Origin of the sequence: Ruegeria sp. HKCCA5491, from assembly GCF_013034565.1 — a bacterium.
Lineage (GTDB): Bacteria > Pseudomonadota > Alphaproteobacteria > Rhodobacterales > Rhodobacteraceae > Ruegeria.
Genome location: NZ_WQGG01000001.1, coordinates 727,636 through 750,587 on the forward strand (window position 1 = coordinate 727,636; position 22,952 = coordinate 750,587).

19 protein-coding genes are annotated in these 22,952 nt (G+C 54.2%); 14 read left to right on the plus strand and 5 right to left on the minus strand.

Annotated features, from left to right (window positions below):
• The 4 genes from GOV88_RS03415 to GOV88_RS03430 all read right to left on the minus strand — a co-directional run bounded on the left by GOV88_RS03415 (position 1) and on the right by GOV88_RS03430 (position 4,143).
• A complete protein-coding gene (locus GOV88_RS03415; protein ID WP_170352665.1) occupies positions 1-843 on the minus strand; it encodes an ABC transporter permease subunit in 843 nt (280 codons plus the stop codon).
• Positions 844-1,737 (minus strand): ABC transporter permease subunit, encoded by an 894-nt coding sequence (locus GOV88_RS03420; protein ID WP_216599185.1) that lies wholly within the window; start codon positions 1,735-1,737, stop codon positions 844-846.
• Positions 1,738-1,802: 65 nt separating this feature from the next.
• On the minus strand, positions 1,803-2,945 hold the full coding sequence (locus tag GOV88_RS03425) for an ABC transporter ATP-binding protein (protein ID WP_170352663.1): 1,143 nt from the start codon (positions 2,943-2,945) through the stop codon (positions 1,803-1,805).
• An 88-nt stretch (positions 2,946-3,033) separates the two neighbouring features.
• On the minus strand, positions 3,034-4,143 hold the full coding sequence (locus tag GOV88_RS03430) for an extracellular solute-binding protein (RefSeq protein WP_170352662.1): 1,110 nt from the start codon (positions 4,141-4,143) through the stop codon (positions 3,034-3,036).
• A gap of 466 nt (positions 4,144-4,609) precedes the next feature.
• On the opposite strand from GOV88_RS03430, the gene GOV88_RS03435 reads away from it, so the two are divergent.
• From GOV88_RS03435 to GOV88_RS03480, 10 genes are all read left to right on the plus strand, one after another.
• A complete protein-coding gene (locus tag GOV88_RS03435) occupies positions 4,610-5,815 on the plus strand; it encodes an aromatic ring-hydroxylating dioxygenase subunit alpha (RefSeq protein WP_170352661.1) in 1,206 nt (401 codons plus the stop codon).
• Positions 5,812-6,075: a hypothetical protein gene (locus tag GOV88_RS03440; RefSeq protein ID WP_348540225.1), complete on the plus strand. Its 264-nt coding sequence runs from the start codon at positions 5,812-5,814 to the stop codon at positions 6,073-6,075. Before GOV88_RS03435 ends, GOV88_RS03440 begins: the two co-directional genes overlap by 4 nt.
• A 127-nt stretch (positions 6,076-6,202) precedes the next feature.
• Entirely contained in the window at positions 6,203-7,468 is a 1,266-nt protein-coding gene (locus GOV88_RS03445; protein ID WP_170464494.1) for an NAD(P)/FAD-dependent oxidoreductase, read from the plus strand.
• A 628-nt stretch (positions 7,469-8,096) separates the two neighbouring features.
• On the plus strand, positions 8,097-8,873 hold the full coding sequence (locus GOV88_RS03450) for a helix-turn-helix transcriptional regulator (protein WP_170352659.1): 777 nt from the start codon (positions 8,097-8,099) through the stop codon (positions 8,871-8,873).
• A 114-nt stretch (positions 8,874-8,987) separates the two neighbouring features.
• Positions 8,988-10,049 (plus strand): ABC transporter ATP-binding protein, encoded by a 1,062-nt coding sequence (locus GOV88_RS03455; RefSeq protein ID WP_170352658.1) that lies wholly within the window; start codon positions 8,988-8,990, stop codon positions 10,047-10,049.
• On the plus strand, positions 10,049-11,005 hold the full coding sequence (locus tag GOV88_RS03460; protein ID WP_170352657.1) for an ABC transporter permease: 957 nt from the start codon (positions 10,049-10,051) through the stop codon (positions 11,003-11,005). Before GOV88_RS03455 ends, GOV88_RS03460 begins: the two co-directional genes overlap by 1 nt.
• Positions 10,998-11,828, plus strand: coding sequence for an ABC transporter permease (locus GOV88_RS03465; protein WP_170464495.1), 831 nt, complete (start codon positions 10,998-11,000; stop codon positions 11,826-11,828). The genes GOV88_RS03460 and GOV88_RS03465 overlap by 8 nt, the downstream gene beginning before the upstream one ends.
• Positions 11,829-11,878: 50 nt before the next feature.
• Positions 11,879-12,910, plus strand: coding sequence for an extracellular solute-binding protein (locus tag GOV88_RS03470; RefSeq protein ID WP_170352655.1), 1,032 nt, complete (start codon positions 11,879-11,881; stop codon positions 12,908-12,910).
• A 108-nt stretch (positions 12,911-13,018) separates the two neighbouring features.
• A complete protein-coding gene (locus tag GOV88_RS03475) occupies positions 13,019-14,239 on the plus strand; it encodes a serine hydrolase (protein ID WP_170352654.1) in 1,221 nt (406 codons plus the stop codon).
• 31 nt (positions 14,240-14,270) lie between these two features.
• Positions 14,271-15,950, plus strand: coding sequence for an amidohydrolase (locus GOV88_RS03480; protein ID WP_170352653.1), 1,680 nt, complete (start codon positions 14,271-14,273; stop codon positions 15,948-15,950).
• Between the two features lie 670 nt (positions 15,951-16,620).
• On the opposite strand, the gene GOV88_RS03485 is transcribed toward GOV88_RS03480, so the two are convergent.
• The gene (locus GOV88_RS03485; RefSeq protein ID WP_170486581.1) at positions 16,621-17,589 is read right to left on the minus strand and encodes an AraC family transcriptional regulator; all 969 of its coding nucleotides are present in this window, start codon (positions 17,587-17,589) and stop codon (positions 16,621-16,623) included.
• Positions 17,590-17,770: 181 nt separating this feature from the next.
• Here GOV88_RS03485 and GOV88_RS03490 point away from each other — a divergent pair, with 181 nt between their 5' ends.
• From GOV88_RS03490 to GOV88_RS03505, 4 genes are all read left to right on the plus strand, one after another.
• Positions 17,771-19,144 (plus strand): amidohydrolase family protein, encoded by a 1,374-nt coding sequence (locus tag GOV88_RS03490; protein WP_170464497.1) that lies wholly within the window; start codon positions 17,771-17,773, stop codon positions 19,142-19,144.
• 66 nt (positions 19,145-19,210) lie between these two features.
• A complete protein-coding gene (locus GOV88_RS03495) occupies positions 19,211-20,722 on the plus strand; it encodes an amidohydrolase family protein (protein ID WP_170464498.1) in 1,512 nt (503 codons plus the stop codon).
• Between the two features lie 120 nt (positions 20,723-20,842).
• Complete coding sequence (locus tag GOV88_RS03500; RefSeq protein ID WP_170464499.1) at positions 20,843-21,244, plus strand: hypothetical protein; 402 nt, start codon at positions 20,843-20,845, stop codon at positions 21,242-21,244.
• A gap of 25 nt (positions 21,245-21,269) precedes the next feature.
• Positions 21,270-22,553 carry a carbohydrate porin gene (locus GOV88_RS03505; RefSeq protein ID WP_171239538.1) on the plus strand — a complete coding sequence of 428 codons (1,284 nt, stop codon included), beginning with the start codon at positions 21,270-21,272 and terminating at the stop codon, positions 22,551-22,553.
• The last annotated feature ends 399 nt before the right edge of the window (positions 22,554-22,952 follow it).

A 22,952-nucleotide genomic window follows, 5' to 3' on the forward strand; every position in this document is an offset into this window, starting at 1 on the left:
TTAACTCTCCTCTCGTTCAGCCATTTGCCTGTCCAACAAATCCGCTCTCTGTTGCCGGAACATAATTATTGCTGCGATAGCGACACAGATAGCGATCACAAGAATCATGATGGTTGCTAGCGCGTTGATGTCCGGCCTGAGGCCCAGTCGAATGCGCGAAAAGATCAAAATTGGCAAGGTATTTGCGCCTGGGCCGGTAACAAAACTTGCTATGACCAAGTCATCGAGAGACAGCGTGAAGGCCAGCAACCATCCCGAAATTAGTGCCGGCGTCAGCTGTGGGATCGTTATGGCCGTCAGAACTTTGAACGGTTTTGCGCCAAGATCGGCGGCGGCTTCTTCCAGTGTTTGCCCCACACCGGTTAAGCGTGCCTGAATTGTTACCGCCACATAGGCCATGGAAAAGGTAATATGCGCGATCGTAATCGTCGCAAAACCGCGCTCAGCAGGCCATCCGATCAGCTGGTTCAGCGAGATGAAGAAAACCAGCAAGGACAATCCGGTTATCACCTCGGGCATCACCAAGGGCGCGACCAACATGCCACCGAACAAGGTCCGCCCCTTGAACCGTCCAAAGCGCACCATAGCCAGACCTGCCAAGGTGCCAAGCGCCGTGGCAAAAGTAGCGTTGACAACGGCAATCTGAAGACTGAGTGAAACAGCGCTCCAGACTTCCGCAGATTGAAAAAGCTCTTTGTACCAGCGCAACGACCATCCACCCCAAACCGGTACCAGCTTGGAGTAGTTGAATGAGTAAATAACCAACAGGATCATTGGGATGTAAAAGAATGCCAGTCCCAAGGTCAGCATGATGGTTAAGAAACGGGAGCGTTTGGCGTACATCTATTGCTCCTCCGCTGCTTTGCCTTGGTAGTGCTGGAAAACCATGATTGGCAGCACCAGTATGAACAGCAGAACAATCGCAACTGCGGCGGCCACTGGCCAATCGCTGTTTCTAGAGAACTCATTGTAGAGAACCCGCCCAATCATCTGCACGTTGCCGCCACCTAACAGATCGGGGATAACGTACTCGCCGGTCGCAGGGATAAAGACCAGCAGTGAACCAGCGACAATTCCAGGCATCGTCAGAGGCAATGTGATTTTGAAGAAAGTGTTCGTTGGTTTGGAACCAAGGTCGGCGGCCGCCTCGTTCAGGCTGTTGTCCAGCTTCTCCATATTCGCGTACAGCGGCAGGATCATGAACGGCATATAGGTGTAGACGATCCCGATATAGACGGCGAATTCCGTGTAAAGCATGCGGATCGGCTCATCGATCACCCCCAGCGCTATCAGAAGGTTGTTGATCGTGCCTTGATCCGCAAGCAGGCCCATCCACGAATAGACCCGCAACAAGAAAGACGTCCAAAACGGAAGAATGATTGCAAACAACAAGAGCGGCTTCGCAACCGGCCCCGATCGTACAATTGCATAGGCAATAGGGTAGCCAAACAAGAGGCACAAGAACGTACACGTTACTGAAATCTTGAGTGAATTTACGTAAGTGTCAAAGTACAGGCTGTCTTCCCAGATGTAGACAAAATTGTCGAAGACCAGGCGGATTGTCATGATCCCGTCACCTGTCCACTCAATTAAACTTGTGAATGGCGGGCTCGCAATCGCCAGTTCAGCTAAGCTTATCTTGGCGACAATGAAGAACGGTGCCAGAAAGAATACAAGCAACCAGAAGAACGGTATGACGGTGACGATCTGACGCCATCTGCTATGGATACGCCGCATCACTAAACGGATCATGGGTTGTCGTTCAACCTGCGGCGGTTCGAACATATCCTCGGTGAAATCCGTCATGAGTGGAGCAACATGGCGCTAGACGGATCCCAGCTGATATTTACCTTGTCTTCCCAGGTTAATCGCTGCGCAGCATGCGTCGGACGTGACTGGTTGGGCTGAGTGACGTCGAAGATTTCGCCATTGGGAAGCCTTACCTTGTAGATCGATGTCTCTCCCAAATACCCAACATCGTCGATAACGGCCGCTGTCTGGTTCGCGCCCTCAGCAATTGTATCAGATTTCTCAAGTCGAATTTTCTCGGGCCTCAGCGCAACCCAAATCTTGCTGCCAGCCTTAACAGAATGACCGTGATCAATATAAACTTCGCAGAACTCGGTTTCGACCCGAACATGGTCGACCCCATCCTCGGTCACCCTGCCCTCAAAAATATTTGCTGATCCGATAAAGTCAGCCACAAAGCGGGATTCTGGAAACTCGTAGATCTCTGTCGGAGTTCCAATCTGTTTGAAGCGACCCGCGTCCATAACGGCCATTCGCGAAGACAGGGTCATTGCTTCTTCCTGATCGTGAGTCACGACGATGAACGTGACGCCGACCTTGTCCTGAATGTTGGCAAGCTCAAACTGCGTTTGCTTACGCAGTTTTTTGTCCAGAGCAGCCAAAGGTTCATCCAGGAGCAGCAACTTGGGACGTTTGACCAAGGCCCGCGCCAATGCAACACGCTGGCGTTGCCCACCGGACAATTGTTTAGGTTTTCTCTTTTTGAAATCTTCCAACTCAACAAGCTTGAGGATGTCGTGAACTCTGTCCGCAATGTCTAGCTTGGGGACATGGTCTTGCTCCAACCCGAAAGCCACGTTTTTTTCGACGGTCATATGCGGAAACAGCGCATAGCTTTGGAACATCATATTGGTCGGACGTTCGTAAGCTGGCACATCGGCCATATCGACTCCGTCGATAGTGATTGTACCACTGTTCAAATCCTCAAACCCAGCAAGCATTCGAAGTAGTGTCGACTTTCCACATCCAGATCCGCCTAAAAGGCAGAATAACTCTCCTTTGTAGATATCCAGATCAACGTTATCGACAGCAGTCACTGCACCGTATTTTTTGGTTACGCCTCTGATTTTGACCAGAGGTTCCTGTTCTTTTTGATCGAGCCATGGTTCTGGGCTGACAGCCGTGGAAACAGTCAATTTGGGCCTCTTAGTCTGCCAGTCGGGATCTGGGGATGCAGTAGCGAACCGGTCTGGTCCGCTACTTCATTTGCCGGTGTGAGTGGATTTAGTTTCCGGCCTTAAAGTCAGTCCAGGTACGTGTCTGCAAGCGCTCGACCTTGGGAGGAAGAACGGCAGTCGTGTACATCTTGGCAACCTGATCCGATGTTGGGAACGCGGCTGGGCTGGAGGTTACAGCCTCATCAACCATGGGCTTGGCCGTCAGGTTGGCGGTCGCATACCAGGTGAAGTTACTATCATTGGCCGCAACCTCGGGGCGCATCATATAGTTCAGGAAAAGATGAGCGTCTTCTTTGTTCGCGGCGTCTTCCGGGATTAGCCAACCATCAATCCACAGCTGCGCTGTACGATCACCTTCGGGCAGGAAGAAGTCTAGCACTACACCAGTGTCGGCTTCCGCTGCGCCAGACATGGCAAGGAGACCGTCAGGGCCCCATGTGGTTGAGACACAGAACTCTTTCTGAGGCATCCGTTGATAAGCATAGTTATCGAAGGTTTTGATGTATGGCCTGATTTCCGCCAACATCTCCCCAACCTTCTCATAGTCTTCCTTGTTTGTGGAGTTCGCATCCAGGCCCATATGCGCTAAAGCCATCGGAATGATGTCGCCCGGGGAATCCAGGAATGAAACTCCACACTTGGACAGCTCTTTCATGTGAACAGGATCGAAAACCATATCCATCGAGCCTATGGGGGCATCTGGATACGTCTCTTTCACCAATTCTTCGTTGTATGTGACGCCGTGCGTTCCCCACATATAAGGAATGAAGTGTTGGTTGCCTGGATCCCATTCACTTGACAACTGCTCCATGATTGCCGGGTCGATGTGCTTGATATTGTCCAGCTTCGACATATCCAACGGTGCAACAATTCCCGCCTTAATCAGACGAGCCGTATCACTGCCGGCATGACTAACCACATCATATCCGCTGTTTCCCGCGAGTAGCTTGGCATCAATTGCTTCGGCAGAGTCATACGGATCATAGATCACCTTAATACCGTATTCTTTTTCGAAGTTCTCGATTGTGTCTTCAGCGATGTATTCTCCCCAATTCGTAACCTTCAACACACGCTCTTGCGCGTAAGCCGATCCCGAAACTGCAGTAGTAGTTGCTGCTATAACTGTAATTCCGGCGATTTTCCTGATTGAGTTCATAACTTCGCTTCCTCTCCCTGAGTGGTGGCTGAATTTGTCTTGCCTTGTTTGCTAGTCTGTCTTCTCGAATGATCGCGCCTGCGTTGCCGGCGCGATCACCAAGCACCCCATTCCCCCAAGTCGCTATGTTTTTATCTGACTGGTCATTCAAAACGGTAGTCCGCTGAAATCTGCACTGTCAAGCTTGGTTGAATGAATTTTGATCATATCTCTACGTATCACTGGTTTTGCACCTGATTTGAGCAGGTAAATCGAAAACCATCGACCAAGGAAACCTCACAGGCGTGACTAGCAGCACATTTCTGAATGATCATTCAGTCAGAAAAAGTTGACGAGCAAGTCAATTTAAGCGACACCTACACTCAGTCGAAGAGTGGCGGATCCAGTAAGGCCAAATTTTCACTCCTGGATACTGTCCCCATCTGAGACCCAAACTGACCAAACCAAAACTATGCGGGTTGTTCCGATGCGCGACGAAGTAAGAAACACAGAAATTCCTACCAATTGGGACCGTCGCGGGTTGCCCGGTTGGTGCTATCACAGCAATGCCCTTCTTGAACTTGAGAAGAGCGAACTTTTCAAAACGCATTGGCAAATCGCGTGCCATGTTTCGGATGTTCCGGAACCCGGTAATTTTCTATGTTTTGACATGTGCGGTGAGCGCGCCCTGATCTTGAAGGACAGCAACTCGGACATCCGCGCGTTTTTAAACGTTTGTCGTCACCGCGGTTCTCGGCTGGTCTCGAAAGAGCAAGGAAAATGTGCAAACGCTCTAGTCTGCCCATTTCACGGCTGGGTTTACAATCTTGATGGAACGCTACGCGGCGCCGCCCGTCCAGAGTCGTTCCCCGATCTAGACAAGCACGAGTTTGGCCTGAAAGAGATTGAAATGGAAATCTGGCAGGGTTTTGTCTTCGTCCGATTCAAACCTGGACCCCAGCCATCAGTAGCCGAACTGCTAGCCCCGATTGAACAGGAAGTCTCTGCCTACAAAATGGCCGAACATGTCCCGACGGACGGAATCTGGACCGAGGAGACTCCTGTAAACTGGAAATCGATCAGAGATGTCGACAACGAAGGGTATCATGTCCCGCTCGCGCACCCTGCCCTTCAGGATCTGTATGGCTCGACCTATTCAGACGAACCATATGTCGATGGTATCTCACGTTCTGACGGAAAATTCACTCCGACAAAGGGCCGGAGGTGGGCCGTTCGCAACTACAAGAAATTCACTAAACCACAGCCTCACCTGCCAGAACACTTGCACAAAACTTGGCTTTACTACGGCATTTTTCCAAATGCGGTCATAGCCGTCACACCTGAGACGACCCTCTTTTATCAAGAGTTTCCGATCACGACGGATAAATCCATTCTACGGAGCGCGACATACCGAAACCCGAACGAAGACCGCCAACAAAGAGCGGCACGCTACCTTGCCGCCCGGATTGATCGAGAGACAGTGGAAGAAGATATTCAGCTCACGATATGGTCCAACGAAGCCATGGCTTCGGAGGCGTTTGAAGGCTTCTATCTTTCTGATCTCGAGTACGGCGTGCGCTCTCATCATGACCATCTCAGGAACATTCTGCCAATCTACAACTCTGAATCAGCGCCTGGAGAAGATGAAGTTGCCGCGTTGAATGATGCGATGTCCGCTGAGCCGAAATCGTGACTAAAGGTATATTCAAAGTGGAGGAAGCAGAAGCTCAAACGCAGTTCCTGGTAACAGCCATCGGAAAACCTGGCTCTGGCGCCACAAGATATGCTGCCGCGATGTATTTTTTTAAGAGCGGCGAGCTTTCTGCCGAGATGCTGGAAATCTACCGAAGATGCAGCAAGCTTGACACGGAAGATCCGCTCGATCTGGCTAGATACGAGGGCGTTTCAATTCCAGAATTCGTTTGCAATCTAAACTCAAGAACCAATCAATGACTGCTTCCGCGCAAACGACAAAATCCTTGGATAACTCAAATCCTTGTAAATTCTCAAAATGTAAGGAAAGCGCAAACCCACTCCGAAAACCATCTCTCATGCCAATCTCATTTCTGGAGCGAAAGCATTGAAAGTTCACGACTTTGACGTCGTTGTCGTTGGCGCCGGAGCAGCAGGAATTGCAGCTACTCACGCTCTCAAATCCGCGGGACTCTCAGTAGTCTGCATCGAGGCATCCAACCGCGTCGGGGGGCGCACACACACGGACACGGAAATCTTTGGCGTCCCGTTCGACATGGGTGCGCACTGGATGCATACCGAACATGCAAACGCTCTGAAAGCTCCAGGTCTCGCACTCGGCCTTGATCTCTATGCAGCCCCAGACAACGCGGTGACATATGGCTTGGAGGATGACGCTGTTCTGTGGGACGAAGTCGACGAGCTTCATAGCGCGATCACTGAAGCGGCGCGCATCGATGCAGAAATTGAAGCAAGTACCGGAATTTCAACAGACCGGTCCTTGGCAGACATTTGGCAGAACAAAGGGCATTGGTCGTTCACGGCAGCGATGACATTTGCCTTGTCGATTGCCAGAGATTTGCCGGATACATCTCTGCGAGACATCAGTGCCTGGGAGGGCGGAGACGATTGGTTTTGTCGCGAAGGCTTCGGACACCTAATTGCATGCACTGCAAAGGGGCTGCCAATTAAATTGGCCACTCCGGTCACAGAAATAAAATCTCTCACTGAAGGGGTGCAGATAACTACGGCCACTGGCAAGATCAAAGCTCGAACCGTAATTGTTACAGTTTCCGTCGGCGTCCTAGCCGAAGACATCATCCACTTTGATCCCCCGCTAGAATCCGACCGACGCTCAGCGCTCGAGCTCATCACTATGGGAGACTACAATCACGCTGGCCTCCTTTTCCGCTCCGGAGCTTTGCCAGTGCAACCCGATACTTGGTTGACGTACCACTTAGAACCCGACGCCAACGGGGTAGCCCGCGGAGGCGGTTTTCTTTGCAACATCGCAAACACCGGCCTTACCAGCTTTGAAAGTTCTGGAAGCTTTTCCAGACTTTTGCAGGACGCGGGGCCTGAAAGCGCCATAGAGCACGCGCTCGAAACATTGGTTGGCTTTTTCGGCACAACAGTCAGAAAAGCCTTCATCAAAGGCCACGCTACCGCTTGGCGAAATGAACCCTATGTGCGTGGTTCTTACGCTGGAGCCAAGCCGGGAGGCCACAACAAACGCGCTGTCTTACGCCAGTCTCATGCTGAGCGGGTGCACTTCGCCGGTGAAGCTACACATCCTAACCAACAATGCTCGGTCAGCGGAGCCCACCTAGAAGGATTAAGGGCCGCGGAAGATGTGTTGGCGCAGCTACGCTGAACACCTGGCGATCAACTTGCTCCAGCAAGTGGAACAGTCTTAGAATTTCGAATGAACCTTTGACTATAAGTCACAAGGCCAAGTTCATCTTTCGCATGCTCCGCGACCAGTTCAGGGTAAGCTATCCGGTCACAGAAAGATGATAAGAAATTGAAAGTTTTGAAGAACAAAAGCTGACCATGTTTCAGCGGGGTGGCTCGATGGGGACCAGATACTCTCTGTCTTGAGCAGTTTTCCTGGATGTCCGCTAAAGAACGGAACCAGACTTTGTGTCGTAAAACGACTATGTCTGCTGTGCGGACAAAGCTGCCATCCATCGCCATTGATGCAATGTCCGCTTCCAGTCGAAACACTCAGCTATTCCTTGGATCAGAGTTCCTTTGCACAGACACGAAGTTACCCAGATTTGGCAAATCATCAGGTTCAAGTGCTGAAGCGATACAAGTGACAACTCAAAGTTACCTGGCCTCTTTGATCTTAGAAGACTTGTGCTGGAGCAGATTGCGGAATTGATCCAGCGAGCCGATGCGGAAAAGCTTTTCGAGGCAGATTTCAGTGTGAAAAGGTTGCCAAGTTAATTCCGACTGTCCACATTGGCTTGGAAACGCCCTATCGCTAGGTGGGATACTTGGGTAAGTCCGCACAACCAACGTACTCGGAAGACGTAGCTGGGGCTATTCGGGCCGTAGGGACGTCCAACTTTATGCCAGAGTTGTTGAACCTCATGCGCGGAGCAGCTTCGTTCAAGGGCGCGTTTGTCAGCCTTCTGAACCCAGGAAAAGCGCCCGAACATGTCTATGACAATGTACGTGCAGAACGCCGCTCGGTCGTTGTGGACCGATGGCTTGATCGCGCTTGGTTGCTGGACCCATTTGTTGTTCGTTTCATCGGTGAACGCCACGAACCGGTGATGGTGCTGAGAGATGTAGCGCCAGACAGGTTTGCCAACTCCGACTACTTTCGCATCTACTACAAGACCCTGTTTCTAAGAGATGAGATGGGGGTTTTCGTGACAATTGCCAACGGCACCTTGTTTCTTTCCCTCGGTCCCTCGGAGGGAAGAACCCGGTTCTCCCGGCGGGATGTCGAAAGGCTAACGGATCTACATCCAATAATATCGGCGCTTTGCGAGCAGCACTTTCATCGCACCCCCTCATCAGGCCAGTTCGAAGATAGCGAGGTCGATTTCGATGGGGTGATCGACAAGGTTTGCAAGGGTTTGACACAGCGGGAGATCGAGGTGGTGCAATCCCTTTTGCGCGGGCACTCGACGCGGTCGATAGCACTTTTGCTGGACGTTTCCCCTTCGACGATCAAAGTGCATCGCAAGAACATCTACCGAAAGCTGGGGATTTCTTCTCAATCTGCCCTGTTTTCGATGTTCCTGCATTCGACCAACGACTAGGCCTACCCCTTTGGGGGTACAAGTCACCCCGCCCTTTGGAGGTATTCACAGGTTCGGTCTCATGGCTCTAGGCTGATTCTGCATACCAACAAGTGCAGGTGTCTGGATCAGACCATGATCGACGTAAAGAATGTGACAAAACGCTTTGGCGAAGGCCAAGCGGCCGTAACGGCTCTGGGAGACGTGTCGCTGACCATTCCCGAAGGAAGCTTTTTCACGCTTTTGGGCCCGTCGGGTTGTGGCAAGACGACGCTTTTGCGATTGATCGCCGGGTTCGAGCTTCCGACCGAAGGCGAGATTACACTGGATGGCGAGTCGATCGGCCATTTGGCTCCAAACAATCGCCCCGTGAATACAGTGTTCCAGAACTATGCGCTGTTTCCCCACATGAGCGTGGCCCGCAACGTTGGGTTTGGCCTTGAGATGCTGAAGAGGCCCAAGGCCGAAATCGACAGCACCATCAACGAGATGCTGGATCTGGTCCAGCTCGGAGAGTTTGCAACGCGTCGTGTAGATCAGTTGTCAGGCGGGCAGCAGCAACGCGTGGCTTTGGCGCGCGCGCTGGCGCCGCGTCCCAAGGTTCTTCTTCTTGATGAGCCACTTTCTGCGCTGGACCTGAAACTTCGAAAAGGGATGCAGAGCGAGTTGAAGCGGCTGCAGCATGAGACAGGCATTACCTTTGTCTTTGTCACCCATGACCAAGGTGAAGCGCTGGCAATGTCGGACCAGATCGCAGTGATGTCGGCAGGTGCGATACGCCAAGTTGGCACACCGGAAGAGATCTACACAGCTCCACAAAGCAGGTTCGTCGCGGACTTTATTGGCGACACCAATATCGTGCATGCGACGTTGCTTGGCTTTGACGGGGATGCGGCAAAAATCCAATTTGGCGAGGGTTCACCACTCACGGTTCATACAGCCAGCACCTCGCTCACACCCGGCCCCGTGCATGTGGCTCTACGCCCTGAAACCATCCGCGTGGTTGATGAGAGTGCAGAGACGGCGCTCTTGCGAGGTGAGGTCGTAGACAGCATCTATTTCGGGGCCGGGTCACAGATGCTCGTGCTGTTGGAAGATGGCGTCAGCGTTCATGTCCAGGTTTCCACCCCACGCCCCGTCGGATCGCGGGTTGGCCTCGAATGTGACACCTCCATGCTGCACGTACTGGAAGACTGATGAGTGCCGCTGCACATATCTCGCGCACCGACGCCGAAACGAGATTGCGCGCGGCCCAAGAAGAACGCGCGCGTCAAAGGCGCAGAACGCGGCTCTTCCTGCTGACCCCAGCACTCGGGATCATTGGCATCTTTGGTCTGTTCCCGCTCTCGATTGCCCTGGTTTACTCGTTTCTTGAGCCCGGAACATACGGCGGCGTTGAATGGGTGTTCTCCTACGACGCCTACGTGCAGTTCCTTTTCGAGAGGGACATCTTTGATGATACGCTGAGCTTCAACAGCGCCTATCTGCAAATCTTCGGGCGCTCCTTTGGTCTCGCCATCACCACCATGATTGGCACCCTGATCCTCGGGTTTCCCGTGGCCTACTTCATTGCGGCCCGCCCTCCGGAGCAACGCAATTTCTGGCTCTTCGCCATCACGCTGCCGTTCTGGACCAACCTCTTGATCCGTACCTACTCGATGCTTTTGATCGTACGGGACGAGGGCTTTGTGAACCTGATGCTGATGAAGATCGGCCTGATCAGCGAACCGCTTGAGATGTTGTACACCGACGGCGCGGTACTTGCCGGGCTGGTCTACAGCTACCTGCCATTCATGATCCTCCCGATCTATGCCTCGCTCGAGAAGTTCGATTTTTCGCTGCTTGAGGCCGGACATGACCTCTATGCGACGCGTACGCAGGTTTTCCGCCACATCATCATCCCGATTACCCGCCCGGGCATCGTCGCAGGCTGCGTGCTGGTGCTGATCCCGGCGCTCGGGGCCTACATCACGCCGGAACTGTTGGGCGGTGGCAAGAAACTGATGATCGGCAACCTGATCGCCTTGCAATTCGGGTCGGGGCGCAATTGGCCCTTTGGGGCCGCGGCAGCGCTGATCCTGATGGCAGTTGTGTTGATCGCGCTCCTTGTCAGCCTGCGGGCAGGTGCTTCGAAGGAGGGTGGAAATGGATAAACTGCTGTCGATCTTCCGCCCGTCGACCGGGTCTCGCGAGTTGCGCAGGCAACCCCTGTTTACTGGCATGTCCTGGCTGGTTCTGTTGTTCCTCTACGCACCAATTGCCGTACTGGTCGTGTTCTCTTTCAACGACAACCGCTCTGTTGTGCGGTGGACCGAGTTCAGCTTGCGCTGGTACGCGGCAGCCTTGGAAAACGACGACATCCGGCGTTCGGCGATGATCTCTATTCAGGTTGCGCTCACGGCGACCGTGTTTTCCACCATCATTGCCACAATGGCAGCATTGGCAACAACGCGCGGGGGCGTCTATCGCGGTCGCTCTGCGGCCATCGCGCTCATAAACCAACCCCTGATGATCCCCGAGATTGTCACGGCGATTGCCACGCTGGCCTTCTTTTCGATCCTGCGCCAGCTCACGGGGGTAACCGGGATCGGCTGGCTGATCCTCGCCCACACGGTTTTCTGCGTGCCCTTTGCTTACATGCCGATCCGCGCACGTTTGTCAGATATGTCCGTGACCTATGAAGCCGCCGCTGCGGATTTGTACGCAACACCCTGGCAAACATTCCGCCATGTGACGCTGCCGCTCCTGATGCCCGGAGTCATGGCGGGCGCCATGCTGGCCTTTGTCGTATCGCTGGATGACGTGATCATCACGCTTCTGGTGGCCGGCCCGGGCGAGACCACTTTGCCTATCTACATCCTCGGCCAGATCCGTCGTGGCGTGACGCCAGAGGTCAACGCCGTCTCGACAATCCTGATCGGGCTGACCGTGGCCATGGTCACGCTCACCTTCTTTCTGCAACGCAAACGAAAATAACAAGAAGCCCGCGTCGGTGCGGGACGCTAACCACTCAACGGAGGACTAAAATGAAACTCTCACTACTCAAAGCCGCCGCTGTCTCAGCCCTCGCGCTTAGCGCAGCCTCGGCCCACGCCGAAGGCAAACTGAACATCTACAACTGGGGCAACTACACCAACCCCGAGATGATCGAGAAATTCGAAGCCCAATATGGCGTCGAAGTCACGCTGGATGGCTATGACAGCAATGAAACCATGTTGGCCAAGGTCAAGGAAGGCAACACCGGCTATGACGTCGTTGTGCCCGGCGACTACATGATTGCGATCATGGTTGGCGAAGGCCTGCTGGCCGAGATCAACGCGTCCGAAATGGAGAACTTCAAGAACATGGATCCGAACTGGGTCGATGTCTACTGGGATCCGGGTCGCAAGTATTCAGTTCCCTACCAGTGGGGCACCACCAGCTTTACAGTCGACAGCGCAGTCTACAGCGGCGACATCAACACGCTTGGTCTGATCTTTGATACTCCCGAAGAACTCAAAGGTCGCATCAACATGCTCAATGACATGAACGATGTGATCAACGCCGGCCTGCGTTACCTCGGATACCCGCGTTGCAACTCGAACCCCGATCAGATGAAAGAGCTGATGGCGCTTCTCGCCAAGGCCAAGGGCGACTGGCGCACGATGGATTATGCGGTGATCGAGAAGCTGACATCGAAAGACGTAGACCTGTCGCAAAGCTGGAATGGCGCTGCCATGCGCGCTCGGGCGGATCGCCCCTCGCTGCAATACGCCTATCCAAAAGAGGGTTTCACTGGCTGGATGGACAATGTTGCCGTTCTTGCCGATGCACCCAACATGGAAAACGCAAAGCTCTTTGTAAACTTCATGATGGACCCGGAGAACGCCGCGATGACCTCGAACTTCGCGCGCTATGCCAACGGTATCAAAGGGTCGGAGGCCTTTATGGACCCCGAGATGCTCAGCGCGCCTGAGATCGTCATGCCCGCCGATGCACCGATTCCGGACTTTGTGAAGCCCTGCGATCAGGATGTCGTTGACCTTTACAACAAGGTTTGGACCCGCCTGAAGCAATAAGGCTTGAAGTCTCCTGAATGACGGCCCGCCGTTGGCCGGGCCGTCACTTTCCGAAGTTTCTTACTCTGACTGCGACCCCTTTTTGGTCGCCCTGCGGGAGCGTGGAAAATGCACGACAGCAAATCCGGCACCAGGCCCAAGACGGCGCGTGAGATCGGCATCATGCAGGGCTTCCCGCCCCCGCCTGAGAAGCGTCCTTCGCTCGAGAACTGGGACCTTGCTCCGTTCAATCGCTGGACTTTCCAGAACATGCGAAGCCTGTTTCCTACGGTAGATGTGCGTCCAGGACCGGAGACCCGAGAATTGAAACAGGCCCACCGCGACCTGTTGGAAATCGAATTTCAAACTTTTGACGACCGCCCCCTTTCCGTCGCGGCCTGGCTCTCTGAAAGCTACACAGATGGTTTCCTGGTGCTGAAGGGTGACCAGATACTTACCGAGATTTACGCCAACGATTTCACTCCAGACGCTACGCATCTGGGCCAATCCGTCTCCAAATCCCTGATTGGATCTCTGGCCGGTGTGCTCCATGGAGAAGGCAAGCTCGACCTCACGGAACCGCTTGAAAACATCGTGCCGGAATTGGCCGCGACAGGCTATGCCGGATGCACCGTGGATCAGGCGCTTGATATGCAATCAGGGGTGCGTTTCACCGAGGATTACGGCCTTCCGGACAGCGACATGACCCGCGTCGATGTGGCGTCAGGCTGGCGCCCCGTTCGCAAGGGTGAAATCAAGCCAACCATTCGGGACGTTATTCTGACATTGCCTCAAGTCAGACCCCATGGGCAGGTGTTTTCTTACCGCTCGATCGAGACGGATGTCGTAGCCTGGGCCTTGGAACGCGTCAGCGGAGAAGACCTTGCTTCGCTCTTGTCGAGCCGTATCTGGCAAAAAATTGGCTGCGTGCATTCCGGCTTTTTCACAGTGGACGACGCCAAGACCGCGCTCGCGGACGGTGGGTTCAACGCAACGCTGCGCGATTATGCGCGGTTCGGTCGGATGATGGCCGATGGTGGCAAAGTTGGTGACCAACAAGTGGTGCCGGAAAGCTGGGTTTCGGGGATTTGTTCGGGTGCGGACCCCTCGAAACATGGTGATCCCTATGACGTGCTGTCTCCCCAAGGGGCATACCGAAGGTTCTGGTGGGTTCACGACCCCGGTCGGGGCGTGTTCATGGCGCGTGGAGTTTTTGGTCAACTGATCTTCATTGATCTGATGGCGGACGTCGTTATCGTCAAGCTGTCCAGCTGGCCCGACTATCTGATCCAGTCCTTTAGCCACGATGCCGTGCTCGCTTGCGAGGCCATCATTCGCGCGCTTGGTTAGTTCGAAACCCATCTCAGACACACGAGGCCGCATGTCGCCGACACCTGATCTGATTATCCTCAACGGCTCTCTTCTGACCTTTGACGAGGCCACACCAAAGGCTTCGGCATTGGCCATTCGGGGCGACACAATTGTGGCTGTCGGAGACACCGACGACATTCGCGCCATGGCTGGGGCCGGAACCAAAATCATCGACGCTGCCGGTGGCACAGTTATGCCCGGCTTTATTGACAGCCACGTGCACCTTTTTGGCGGGGCGGCCGAGTTGGGAATGCTGGACCTGCGCGAAACGATGGGCGCAGATGCTCTGACCAAGGCGTTGCGAACTTTTGCGGCTGAGCACCCAGAAGAACCTTTGCTGATGGGCGTTGCGGCCGATTACGAAATTCTTGGACCAGGCGTTAAAACCACTCGGCAATATTTGGATCGCATTCTGTCTGAGCGTCCCGTTGCGCTGATGTCGGCTGACCACCACACGGTCTGGGCGAACACAATTGCCTTGGAGAAGGCAGGCATTCTTCACGGCTCAGTTGTTCCCCCCGGTTCGGAAATCGTGATGGCTGGGGACGGCACCGCACAAGGTCAGCTGAATGAAACCGGTGCTTTTGGCCCGGTTCTGCGCCTGTCGCAACTGGGAGGACGTGATCTGCTGGGCTACGTCACAGGAGCGGATCCCGAGCCACCCGCAACGCCCAAAGAACGCGCCTTTGACAAAGAGGTCATCCTACGTGGCCTGAATCACTGTGCATCCCACGGGATTACGGGGCTGCACAACATGGATGGCAACTTTTATCAACTTGAACTGCTCAGCGAACTTGAGGCCGAGGGGCGCCTTCCGATCCGTGTTCAGGTGCCCATGCATTTGAAGAACACCGACCCTCTGGATCGGTTGCAAGAGGCCGATGAAATGCGCCGCCGTTTTGCGTCCAATATGGTTTGGTCAGGGCGGGTTAAGATGTTCATGGACGGCGTGCTGGACAGCTACACGGCGCTGATGCTTGCGCCTTATCCGGGAAAACCTAAGAGCCTCGGTGATGCCGTTTTCAGTGCGGAACACTTCAACGAAGCCTGTATTCGCGCTGATGCAATGGGGTTGCAACTCAGCACGCATGCCATTGGCGACGGTGCCGTTCGGCGTACGTTGGACGGTTACGAGGCAGCGCGCAACGCCAACGGCGCCCGAGATTCCCGACACCGCATTGAACATATTGAAGTAATAGACCCCGCGGACCTGCCCCGGCTGGTTGCCCTTGACGTCGTTGCCTCTCTTCAACCCCTGCACTCACCCGCAGGAGGATTGTTTTCCCCCTATTCCGCCGGAAATATTCTGACAGCGGAGCAAATCCCTTTTGCTTTTGCATGGAACAAGATCCGTGAGAGCGGCGCCAAAGTCTGTTTCTCGACGGATTGGCCAGTCGTCCCTGTCGACACAATGATGACGGTTGCCGGGGCCGTTAACTGCACTGAGCTGCCACCTCCTTGGCTGGACAACCGTCAAAGCCTTATGGCTACGCTGTCTGCCTATACGCATGACAATGCCTGGCTAGAGTTTAACGAGGACCGAAAGGGCCGCTTGAAGCCAGGATACCTGGCCGACATCGCCATCCTCGAACAGGATCTGTTTTCAATTGATAAAAACCAGTTGGCCCATGCGCGCATTGCGCTGACAATTTGCGGGGGAAGAATCTCTTTTGGAGATCTCCAAAGCTGATTCCGCCAGAGAGGCCATGAAAAGATTGTGTCAAAGTTTCGATGCTCCTCCTTTTCATCGTCGGTTGTCAGCCTTGGGCACCGCAATGCCGACATTGGCACACGGTGCAGCGTTCCGTATTTTGGGCTCGAGGCAGACGTTCGCTCAACTACGCTCAATGACTGCATTGCGGACTTTCCCGCCGTTCGCCTTGCGCCCCTATACGGCCGCTATCTGCGCATTGCGGTCGTTGGTCGAGCACCGCACTTCGCAAGCGCAGCACGATCTCAGACCCTCGTGAACGGCCCATTGCGGACATTCTCTTTTAGTGCCCGTTGCCGCAGCGCGGCCTGTCGAACCGGACATTCGCTGCACGCGCAAAGCTGGAGCTGCTCGAACTCACACAAAAAAGGACGAAGCCGCCATTTGGCGAACGTCCGCTTTCCAGAAGCGGCATTCCTTAGAGTGCTAAGCTTACCGGACCGATCGTTTGAAGGCTGCTGAGGACATCCCGGTCCATCTAAGAATCGCCCATGAGAAGGCCGTTGAGGCGTTGAGGCAGAGTCTTTGCGCTGTACGCGGCGTTGAAGTCCCACGGAAAAACGCCGGATATCCTGATCGACCTAACGCCCGCGACAAAATGCGAATTGCATCTTCTCCTCCGAATTGCAAAGAGGTGATCCTCCGGGCATCAATCAGGCGGCGTCGCATTTCGACTGCGATTTCTGAACTCGCCCGGGGTCATCCCGGTCCATCGTTTAAAGCTCCTGTGAAATGTCGGTTGGTCCAGAAGCCCAACACTTTCACCAATTTCCTTTATCGAAAGTTGGCTGCTTGCAAGCAAAGTCTTGGCTCGCTTCGCCCGACATTTTTCCAGTTCTACTTTGAAGCTTGTACCATTGGCTCGGAAGGTGCGTTTCAAACGCCCGGGGTTTTGCGAAAACAACTCAGCAAAACCGTTCAGAGTGGCAGGTTGCTTGTCGAGATGCAGTTCCAGCAGATCGCGGGTTTGCTGAAGAAAATCATCGCCGCCTGTGAAGTTTTCCGGGAGGTTTTGGCTTTGCCCACCTCCGTATCGAAGTAGCAACCAGTTCGCCGGGAATTCGATTCGAGCGCCCAAGCGATTGGTCCTGCGTACCGAAATCTCCTTTTTCTGCCAATCGGGTATGCAATCAGGTTGGCAAACCCAGAAGCGTAGTTTTTTGGAGTCCCAGTCGGGATCGCAGACGGATCGAACCAATCGGACCATGAAACCCAGATAATAGCCGTCGGCTTGGCCGGGTGGAGAAGATGGCGTGAATGTCCGTTTTGCAACCAAACTGCCGACACGGCCATCAGTCTCGAGATTGTAGTTCGCCATGGACGAAATCCGGCCGACGTCCACTACAAGCGATATCAAAAGTTCACCCAGCGTCGCATTTTCAGTTTCAAGGATCGACAGGTTGGGCAATGTCTTCAGAGCGGCATTCGCCCCAATCTCAAACCCCAGATGCTGGTTTTTTAATGCATGAGCGAGATTGTCGGCAAGATCGTACCAATGCTGCCCTGCCATGAACGCTTCGCCGCGCTGCACGTCCTTTAAACTTAGGCCAGATGGCTCAAGAAAGCGTTCGACTTCGAGGCCATGGCTGAGGGCAACGGACACAAAGGGTTGCGCCATCGAGCATTCAACAGTGGGGAGCTTCATGTGCAGATCAGATTTTCAAGTCGAAGTTTCGGACTTCAAATTAGCACTTTGGATCAATTTTTTTGAAACATCAACCATAAAGCCAATGACAGGTTGGGCGCAATACGCCAAAATAGAATCGCGTAGCGCAGCGCATCTTCAAGGAAAATATAGAATGTTCAAAAGCTTAATGGTCGCCACTGTTCTTTCGGCGGTCGCAACAAATTCGTTTGCTCAGGAGGAGAGTTTTCCAATCCTCTTCACCAATGTGCATGTCTTTGACGGTGTCAATGAGGAGCGGATCGAGAATGCCAATGTTTTGGTGATCGACAATCTAATTGCCGAGATCTCGACCGAACCATTGGCTGTGGCCAATGCGCAAATCATCGACGGCGGTGGGCGAACTCTAATGCCAGGCATGCATGACCAGCACGTGCATCTTACGGTATTCAATCCGCTCAGCGACGGGTTACGCCAGAACATCACTCCCTTTCACCTTGGCGGCGTCGCCACGATCCGGTCCGAACGCATCCTGATGAACGGATTCACAACCGTGCGCGACCTTGGTGGTCCGGCCAAATCCATCGCCCGCATCATTGACACCGGAATGTTTCCCGGCCCGCGTATCTATTCCTCGGAAGCGTTTATCACTCAGACATCCGGTCATGCCGATTTCCGCAAACTGAACGACCGGCATCCGACACTCTCCGGACAGGGTCCTTCGCATTGGGTCGAGACGGACATGAGCTTTATCGCCGACGGACCTGAGCAAATCCGAATGGCGGTGCGTGAAAACCTGCGTCGCGGGGCAACCCAGATCAAGATCATGGTCAGCGGCGGGGTTACGTCAGAGTTTGATCCGCTGCACTCACTTCAGTATCAGGCTGACGAGATCCAGATGGCGGTCAAGACGGCCGCGCAATGGGGCACCTATGTCACCTGCCATGTGTTCACCGAAGAGGCGATCCGCAACTGCATCGACAATGGCGCCAAGACGATTGAACACATCCCGTTCCTGACCAAGGAGGCTGCCGAGATTATGGTCGAAAAGCAGATCATGTTCGCGACGGCGGTGGCCCCGGTCTACTCGGTGACCACCGAACAAGCGGAAGCCTTTTACACGCCAGCGTCCTTTGTAAAATGGAAAAGCGTGCGCGATGCTGCAGCCAATATGATCGAAGTAATCCAGACGACGCCGGGCATGATCGATCTCTACACACTGGGCACAGACCTTGTGAACAACTGGGATCAGACGCTTGAGCAAGACAAGAAGATGAACGACGAAATCGGGTATCTGCACGAAGCGGGTTTCAGCGCATATGACATTCTGCGCATCGCTACGTCGAACGGCGCCCGCATGAACCAACTGACCGGCTTGAACAACCCGTATCAAGACGGCCCCCTCGGCGTGGTCGAGGAAGGTGCCTATGCAGATCTTCTACTCGTCGATGGCAACCCGCTGGAGGACATCCTTCTGTTGGCCGAGCCGGACGCCAATCTGAAAATCATCATGAAAGACGGCGTGATCTACAAGAATACACTCGATTGAGTGTCGCACGGGGCGAATTCACCTCGGCACCCCGCGCACCCCGATAGCGGAAGGGAAGGGAAGCCCATGAAATACCTCGGCAAATCTACAATGATGGCGAGCGCAGTCGCTCTCACCACAAGCGCGGCTTTTGCACAGGAGGCCACCGGTGACATCCCTCCTGTTACACTCTTCAAGAATGTGATGGTTTTTGATGGAGTGAGTGACGGACTCAAGAACGTCGACGTTCTCGTGGTCAAAAACAAAATTCACAAGATTGACGCTGACATTCCTGAGGGCGGGAAGTGGGAAGTCGATGTGCGCACTGGGGGATCCAAGCGGTTGCCCGATCCAGTCGGCGGCATCGACGGCTACTCCTTCACCGTTCAAACGGAACGCGGCATTGAGACCAAAGAAGTGGATGTGACCGTCATTGACGGAGGCGGTCGTACGCTCATGCCAGGGCTTATCGACAGCCACGTGCATGTGAACATGTACAAGAACGGGACTATCCCGGGGCTTCAGGACACCACATGGGAAGAAATTGGCGCACGTGCTGCCGCATTCGCGCAGGAAATGTTGGCGATGGGCTTTACAACTGTTCGCGATATGTGCGGCGCTCATGGTGGGCTGAGAGCGGTTATTGATGAAGGATCACTTCCCGGCCCAAGAATTTATTCCTCCGGCGCATGCCTTAGCCAAACGGGCGGACACGGCGACTGGGGTATCGCTGGTCAACGCAAGAACGAGAGCAATCTTGAGCGACTGGAGATCACCAGATTGGTGGACGGGCCCGCCGAGGTGCTTCAGGGTGCGAGGAGGAATTTTGCTTTAGGGGCAAACTATCTCAAGATTATGGTCAGCGGTGGCGTGACATCGATCAAGGACCCGATATATCAGTCTGCTTTCACAAACGAAGAGATTTCTGCTGCAGTAGAGGTTGCAGGCGATATGGACTCATACGTCGCTATGCACGTATTTATGGATAGCGACCTGTCTCGTGCGCTCGATCTTGGTGTCAAAGTGGTAGACCACGGCCTGACTATTACCGAACCGACGATGCAGAAGCTGGTCGAAAAAGAGGCGTTCTTTTCACCCAACCTGACTGCGCTTGCGCCCGAAGCTCTGGAACACCCGATGCATCAGGACCCGACTTTCCCGCCGACGGCGAAGTTTCTGTGGTTGCGGGAAAACAGCAAGCAGCTCATGGATCTTGTGAAAAAATACAAGCCTAAGATGGTGTTCGATTCCGATTACGTGCTTCTCACGGGTGTCCCTTATCGCCAGTCAATGGATTTTACGAAGGCGTTTGTCGCGCGTGAGTTTGGCAACCTCTGGGCATTGCAGATGATGACCTCGAATGGTGGCGAATTGGCGGCTCTGACCGGACGAGGAAACCCTTACCCTGAAGGCAAGCTTGGTGTGATCGAAGAAGGCGCCTACGCCGACATTCTGATCGTAGACGGGAACCCACTTGAAGACATCTCGGCCATCGGCGCGGTGGACACATGGTTTGATGCGCCGCCGCGCGGGCAGGATGTCCCAAGCATTCGAATGATCATGAAAGACGGCGTGATCTACAAGAACACGCTGGAGTGATAAGCAGAGGTTTTTTGTATTCTGCCTATGCCTGCGCCGGATCGCGCCATTTTTTGGCGCGAGCATCCAAACAATAGCCTGCATCGTCTTGCCGCAGGCTCAGCATTGAAGGGACGTACAATGAAACATCTTATCCTAGGTGCCCTTCTGGCGGGATACGGCACGTTGGCCACTGCGGAAGATACCCAAAAAATGCGTACGTTTCTGTTCATTGGCACATCCAATAGCGCCGCTTGGGAAATGCAGATCGCAAATCCGGGCGATCGTGCAGCTTCGGTCAAAGGCAGCATCGAAGCGCTTGGCGGGGAGCTTTTGAGCTACTACTGGGGCCTCGGAAACGGAAAAAACTACATCACTGTTTCGCTACCTGACGATCCCACCTTCATTCAGGCGTTTTACGTCAGCCGTCTTGGGGATGGACTGCTCGATGACTACGAGATGATCGAATTGATGAGCAGCGCGGACATGGCCCAAGCGTTGTCCCGCGTGCCCGAGATCAAGGCGCAGGATGATTTGAAGTAGCGTCAGTCATATCAGGACCAACACCATGCGCTTAAACCTCTATGTGACAGTTGCAATGGCGTGGTTGAAACAGGCCATGAGCATCTGCGCTGGGGTTGCGGCCATCGCTTCGGACGCGTCAGCCCAAGAAAACAGCACGTTACGGCAGTTGGAGGCGGCTGCCACCGCTTCGCTTGGGGGGCCAGCGTCGGCTCAGGCGCAATTAGAGCAGGACAGGCTCCGGCGTCTCGAGAATTCCAGATTGCCGGGGCTGGATCGGTTTTTCGATCCCTTCGAACAGTCGCGCGAGGCTTTCGCCAAACGCACTGGGTTGAATTTGTCCTTCGACTACCAAGCGCTCTACCAGAAGTCTTCAGACAGCCTGAGTGGCACCGACGAGGCCGCTTCGGGGCAGGCGCGGATCATTGGCAATTGGGAATTGCTGAATCGTGGGACCGACAATGCAGGCAGTTTTGTCTTCATCCTCGAAAACCGTCATCGTTTGGGCACGGATATCGCGCCGGGCAGTCTCGCGGGCGAAATCGGATATCTCGGTGTCACGGCAACGACCTTCAGCGACACAGATTCAACGCTGTCGGTTGCTTATTGGTCGCAGGCGCTGTCCGGCATCAACGGAGGCTTCGTTGCAGGTCGCATCGATCCCGGCGACTATTCCGATATCCTTGGCTATGTGAATCCCCGCACGACCTTTTCGAATTTTTCGATCCTCTTTAGTCCTGTGCTTCCCATTCCCGACCCAGGTTTTGGAATTGCAGGCGGCGGATACATTACCGACCAGATTTACGCGCTTGGCGTGGTCAGCGATGCAAATGGGTCGCTCACTGATGTGGAATGGTTTCCAGGTGGCTCGGAGTTTTTCACTTACGGTGAGATCGGCTGGACGCCCGCAAGAGACCAGCGATTCCTCACAAACGTCCATTTGGGAGTTTTCCATGTGGGCGACAGAGAAGACGCAGGCGTCCCCGGCGGTCACGGAGCAATACTTTCGGGGAATGTAACCCTAGACGAGAGTCTCATGCTGTTCGGTCGTCTTGGTTGGTCAGATGGCGATGCATCGATTGCGAAACGTGCCGTCAATGCCGGTGTCATGTGGCGCCCCGGATTGTATGACGACTTGTTCGGGTTTGGTGTGACAGTCGCCGATCCAACCGATCCAACTCTCGATACACAGACCACGGTCGAAGCATTTTACCGTCTGGATATTTCCGACAACCTCGCGCTTACGGCTGATGTTCAGTATTTGAACAACCCCGGCTTCACTGACGATGGCCCTTTGATTTTCGGTCTGCGGCTGAGGTTCAATTTATAAGGCTGAAAGCAATAGGAACTCCCTTTTTGACATTTCGCATTCTCACAGCCGACGCTCGCAACCCACCGTCCGATGGCAAGTTCGGGCTCGGAGCCGTCATGCGGCGTTGCAGAGAATTTCCCAGTTTCGGGCGAATGTGGATGTCCGCTTCCAACGAGGCACCTTGGTCGTTTCGCGCCTGCAGAGAAAGTCCGTAATCCGCCCATCTTGACCGCCTTGGTTTCTGCGAACTCTGACTTCTCGTGCCCGCAGCGAAGGTCCGTAAGGTCGGCATTCTGCCCGTTCGTGACAAAAGCTGCATCGGTCGGGAAGGGCTCAAAGCCGTCATCCGACGGCATTAGCGATTAGACCGGTTTGTGGTTGCGAGCGGTCATTGGGGCCGCTCTCAGGATTGGTCCG

Excerpts from the sequence above, each read along its gene's own strand:
- GOV88_RS03420 (WP_216599185.1), bottom strand. The coding sequence starts at position 1,737 with ATGCGGCGTATCCATAGCAGATGGCGTCAGATCGTCACCGTCATACCG.
- GOV88_RS03500 (WP_170464499.1), top strand. The coding sequence starts at position 20,843 with ATGAAACATCTTATCCTAGGTGCCCTTCTGGCGGGATACGGCACGTTG.
- GOV88_RS03490 (WP_170464497.1), top strand. The coding sequence starts at position 17,771 with ATGTTCAAAAGCTTAATGGTCGCCACTGTTCTTTCGGCGGTCGCAACA.
- GOV88_RS03505 (WP_171239538.1), top strand. The coding sequence starts at position 21,270 with ATGCGCTTAAACCTCTATGTGACAGTTGCAATGGCGTGGTTGAAACAG.
- GOV88_RS03435 (WP_170352661.1), top strand. The coding sequence starts at position 4,610 with ATGCGCGACGAAGTAAGAAACACAGAAATTCCTACCAATTGGGACCGT.
- GOV88_RS03455 (WP_170352658.1), top strand. The coding sequence starts at position 8,988 with ATGATCGACGTAAAGAATGTGACAAAACGCTTTGGCGAAGGCCAAGCG.
- GOV88_RS03460 (WP_170352657.1), top strand. The coding sequence starts at position 10,049 with ATGAGTGCCGCTGCACATATCTCGCGCACCGACGCCGAAACGAGATTG.
- GOV88_RS03495 (WP_170464498.1), top strand. The coding sequence starts at position 19,211 with ATGAAATACCTCGGCAAATCTACAATGATGGCGAGCGCAGTCGCTCTC.
- GOV88_RS03485 (WP_170486581.1), bottom strand. The coding sequence starts at position 17,589 with ATGGCGCAACCCTTTGTGTCCGTTGCCCTCAGCCATGGCCTCGAAGTC.
- GOV88_RS03475 (WP_170352654.1), top strand. The coding sequence starts at position 13,019 with ATGCACGACAGCAAATCCGGCACCAGGCCCAAGACGGCGCGTGAGATC.
- GOV88_RS03415 (WP_170352665.1), bottom strand. The coding sequence starts at position 843 with ATGTACGCCAAACGCTCCCGTTTCTTAACCATCATGCTGACCTTGGGA.
- GOV88_RS03465 (WP_170464495.1), top strand. The coding sequence starts at position 10,998 with ATGGATAAACTGCTGTCGATCTTCCGCCCGTCGACCGGGTCTCGCGAG.
- GOV88_RS03430 (WP_170352662.1), bottom strand. The coding sequence starts at position 4,143 with ATGAACTCAATCAGGAAAATCGCCGGAATTACAGTTATAGCAGCAACT.
- GOV88_RS03480 (WP_170352653.1), top strand. The coding sequence starts at position 14,271 with ATGTCGCCGACACCTGATCTGATTATCCTCAACGGCTCTCTTCTGACC.
- GOV88_RS03470 (WP_170352655.1), top strand. The coding sequence starts at position 11,879 with ATGAAACTCTCACTACTCAAAGCCGCCGCTGTCTCAGCCCTCGCGCTT.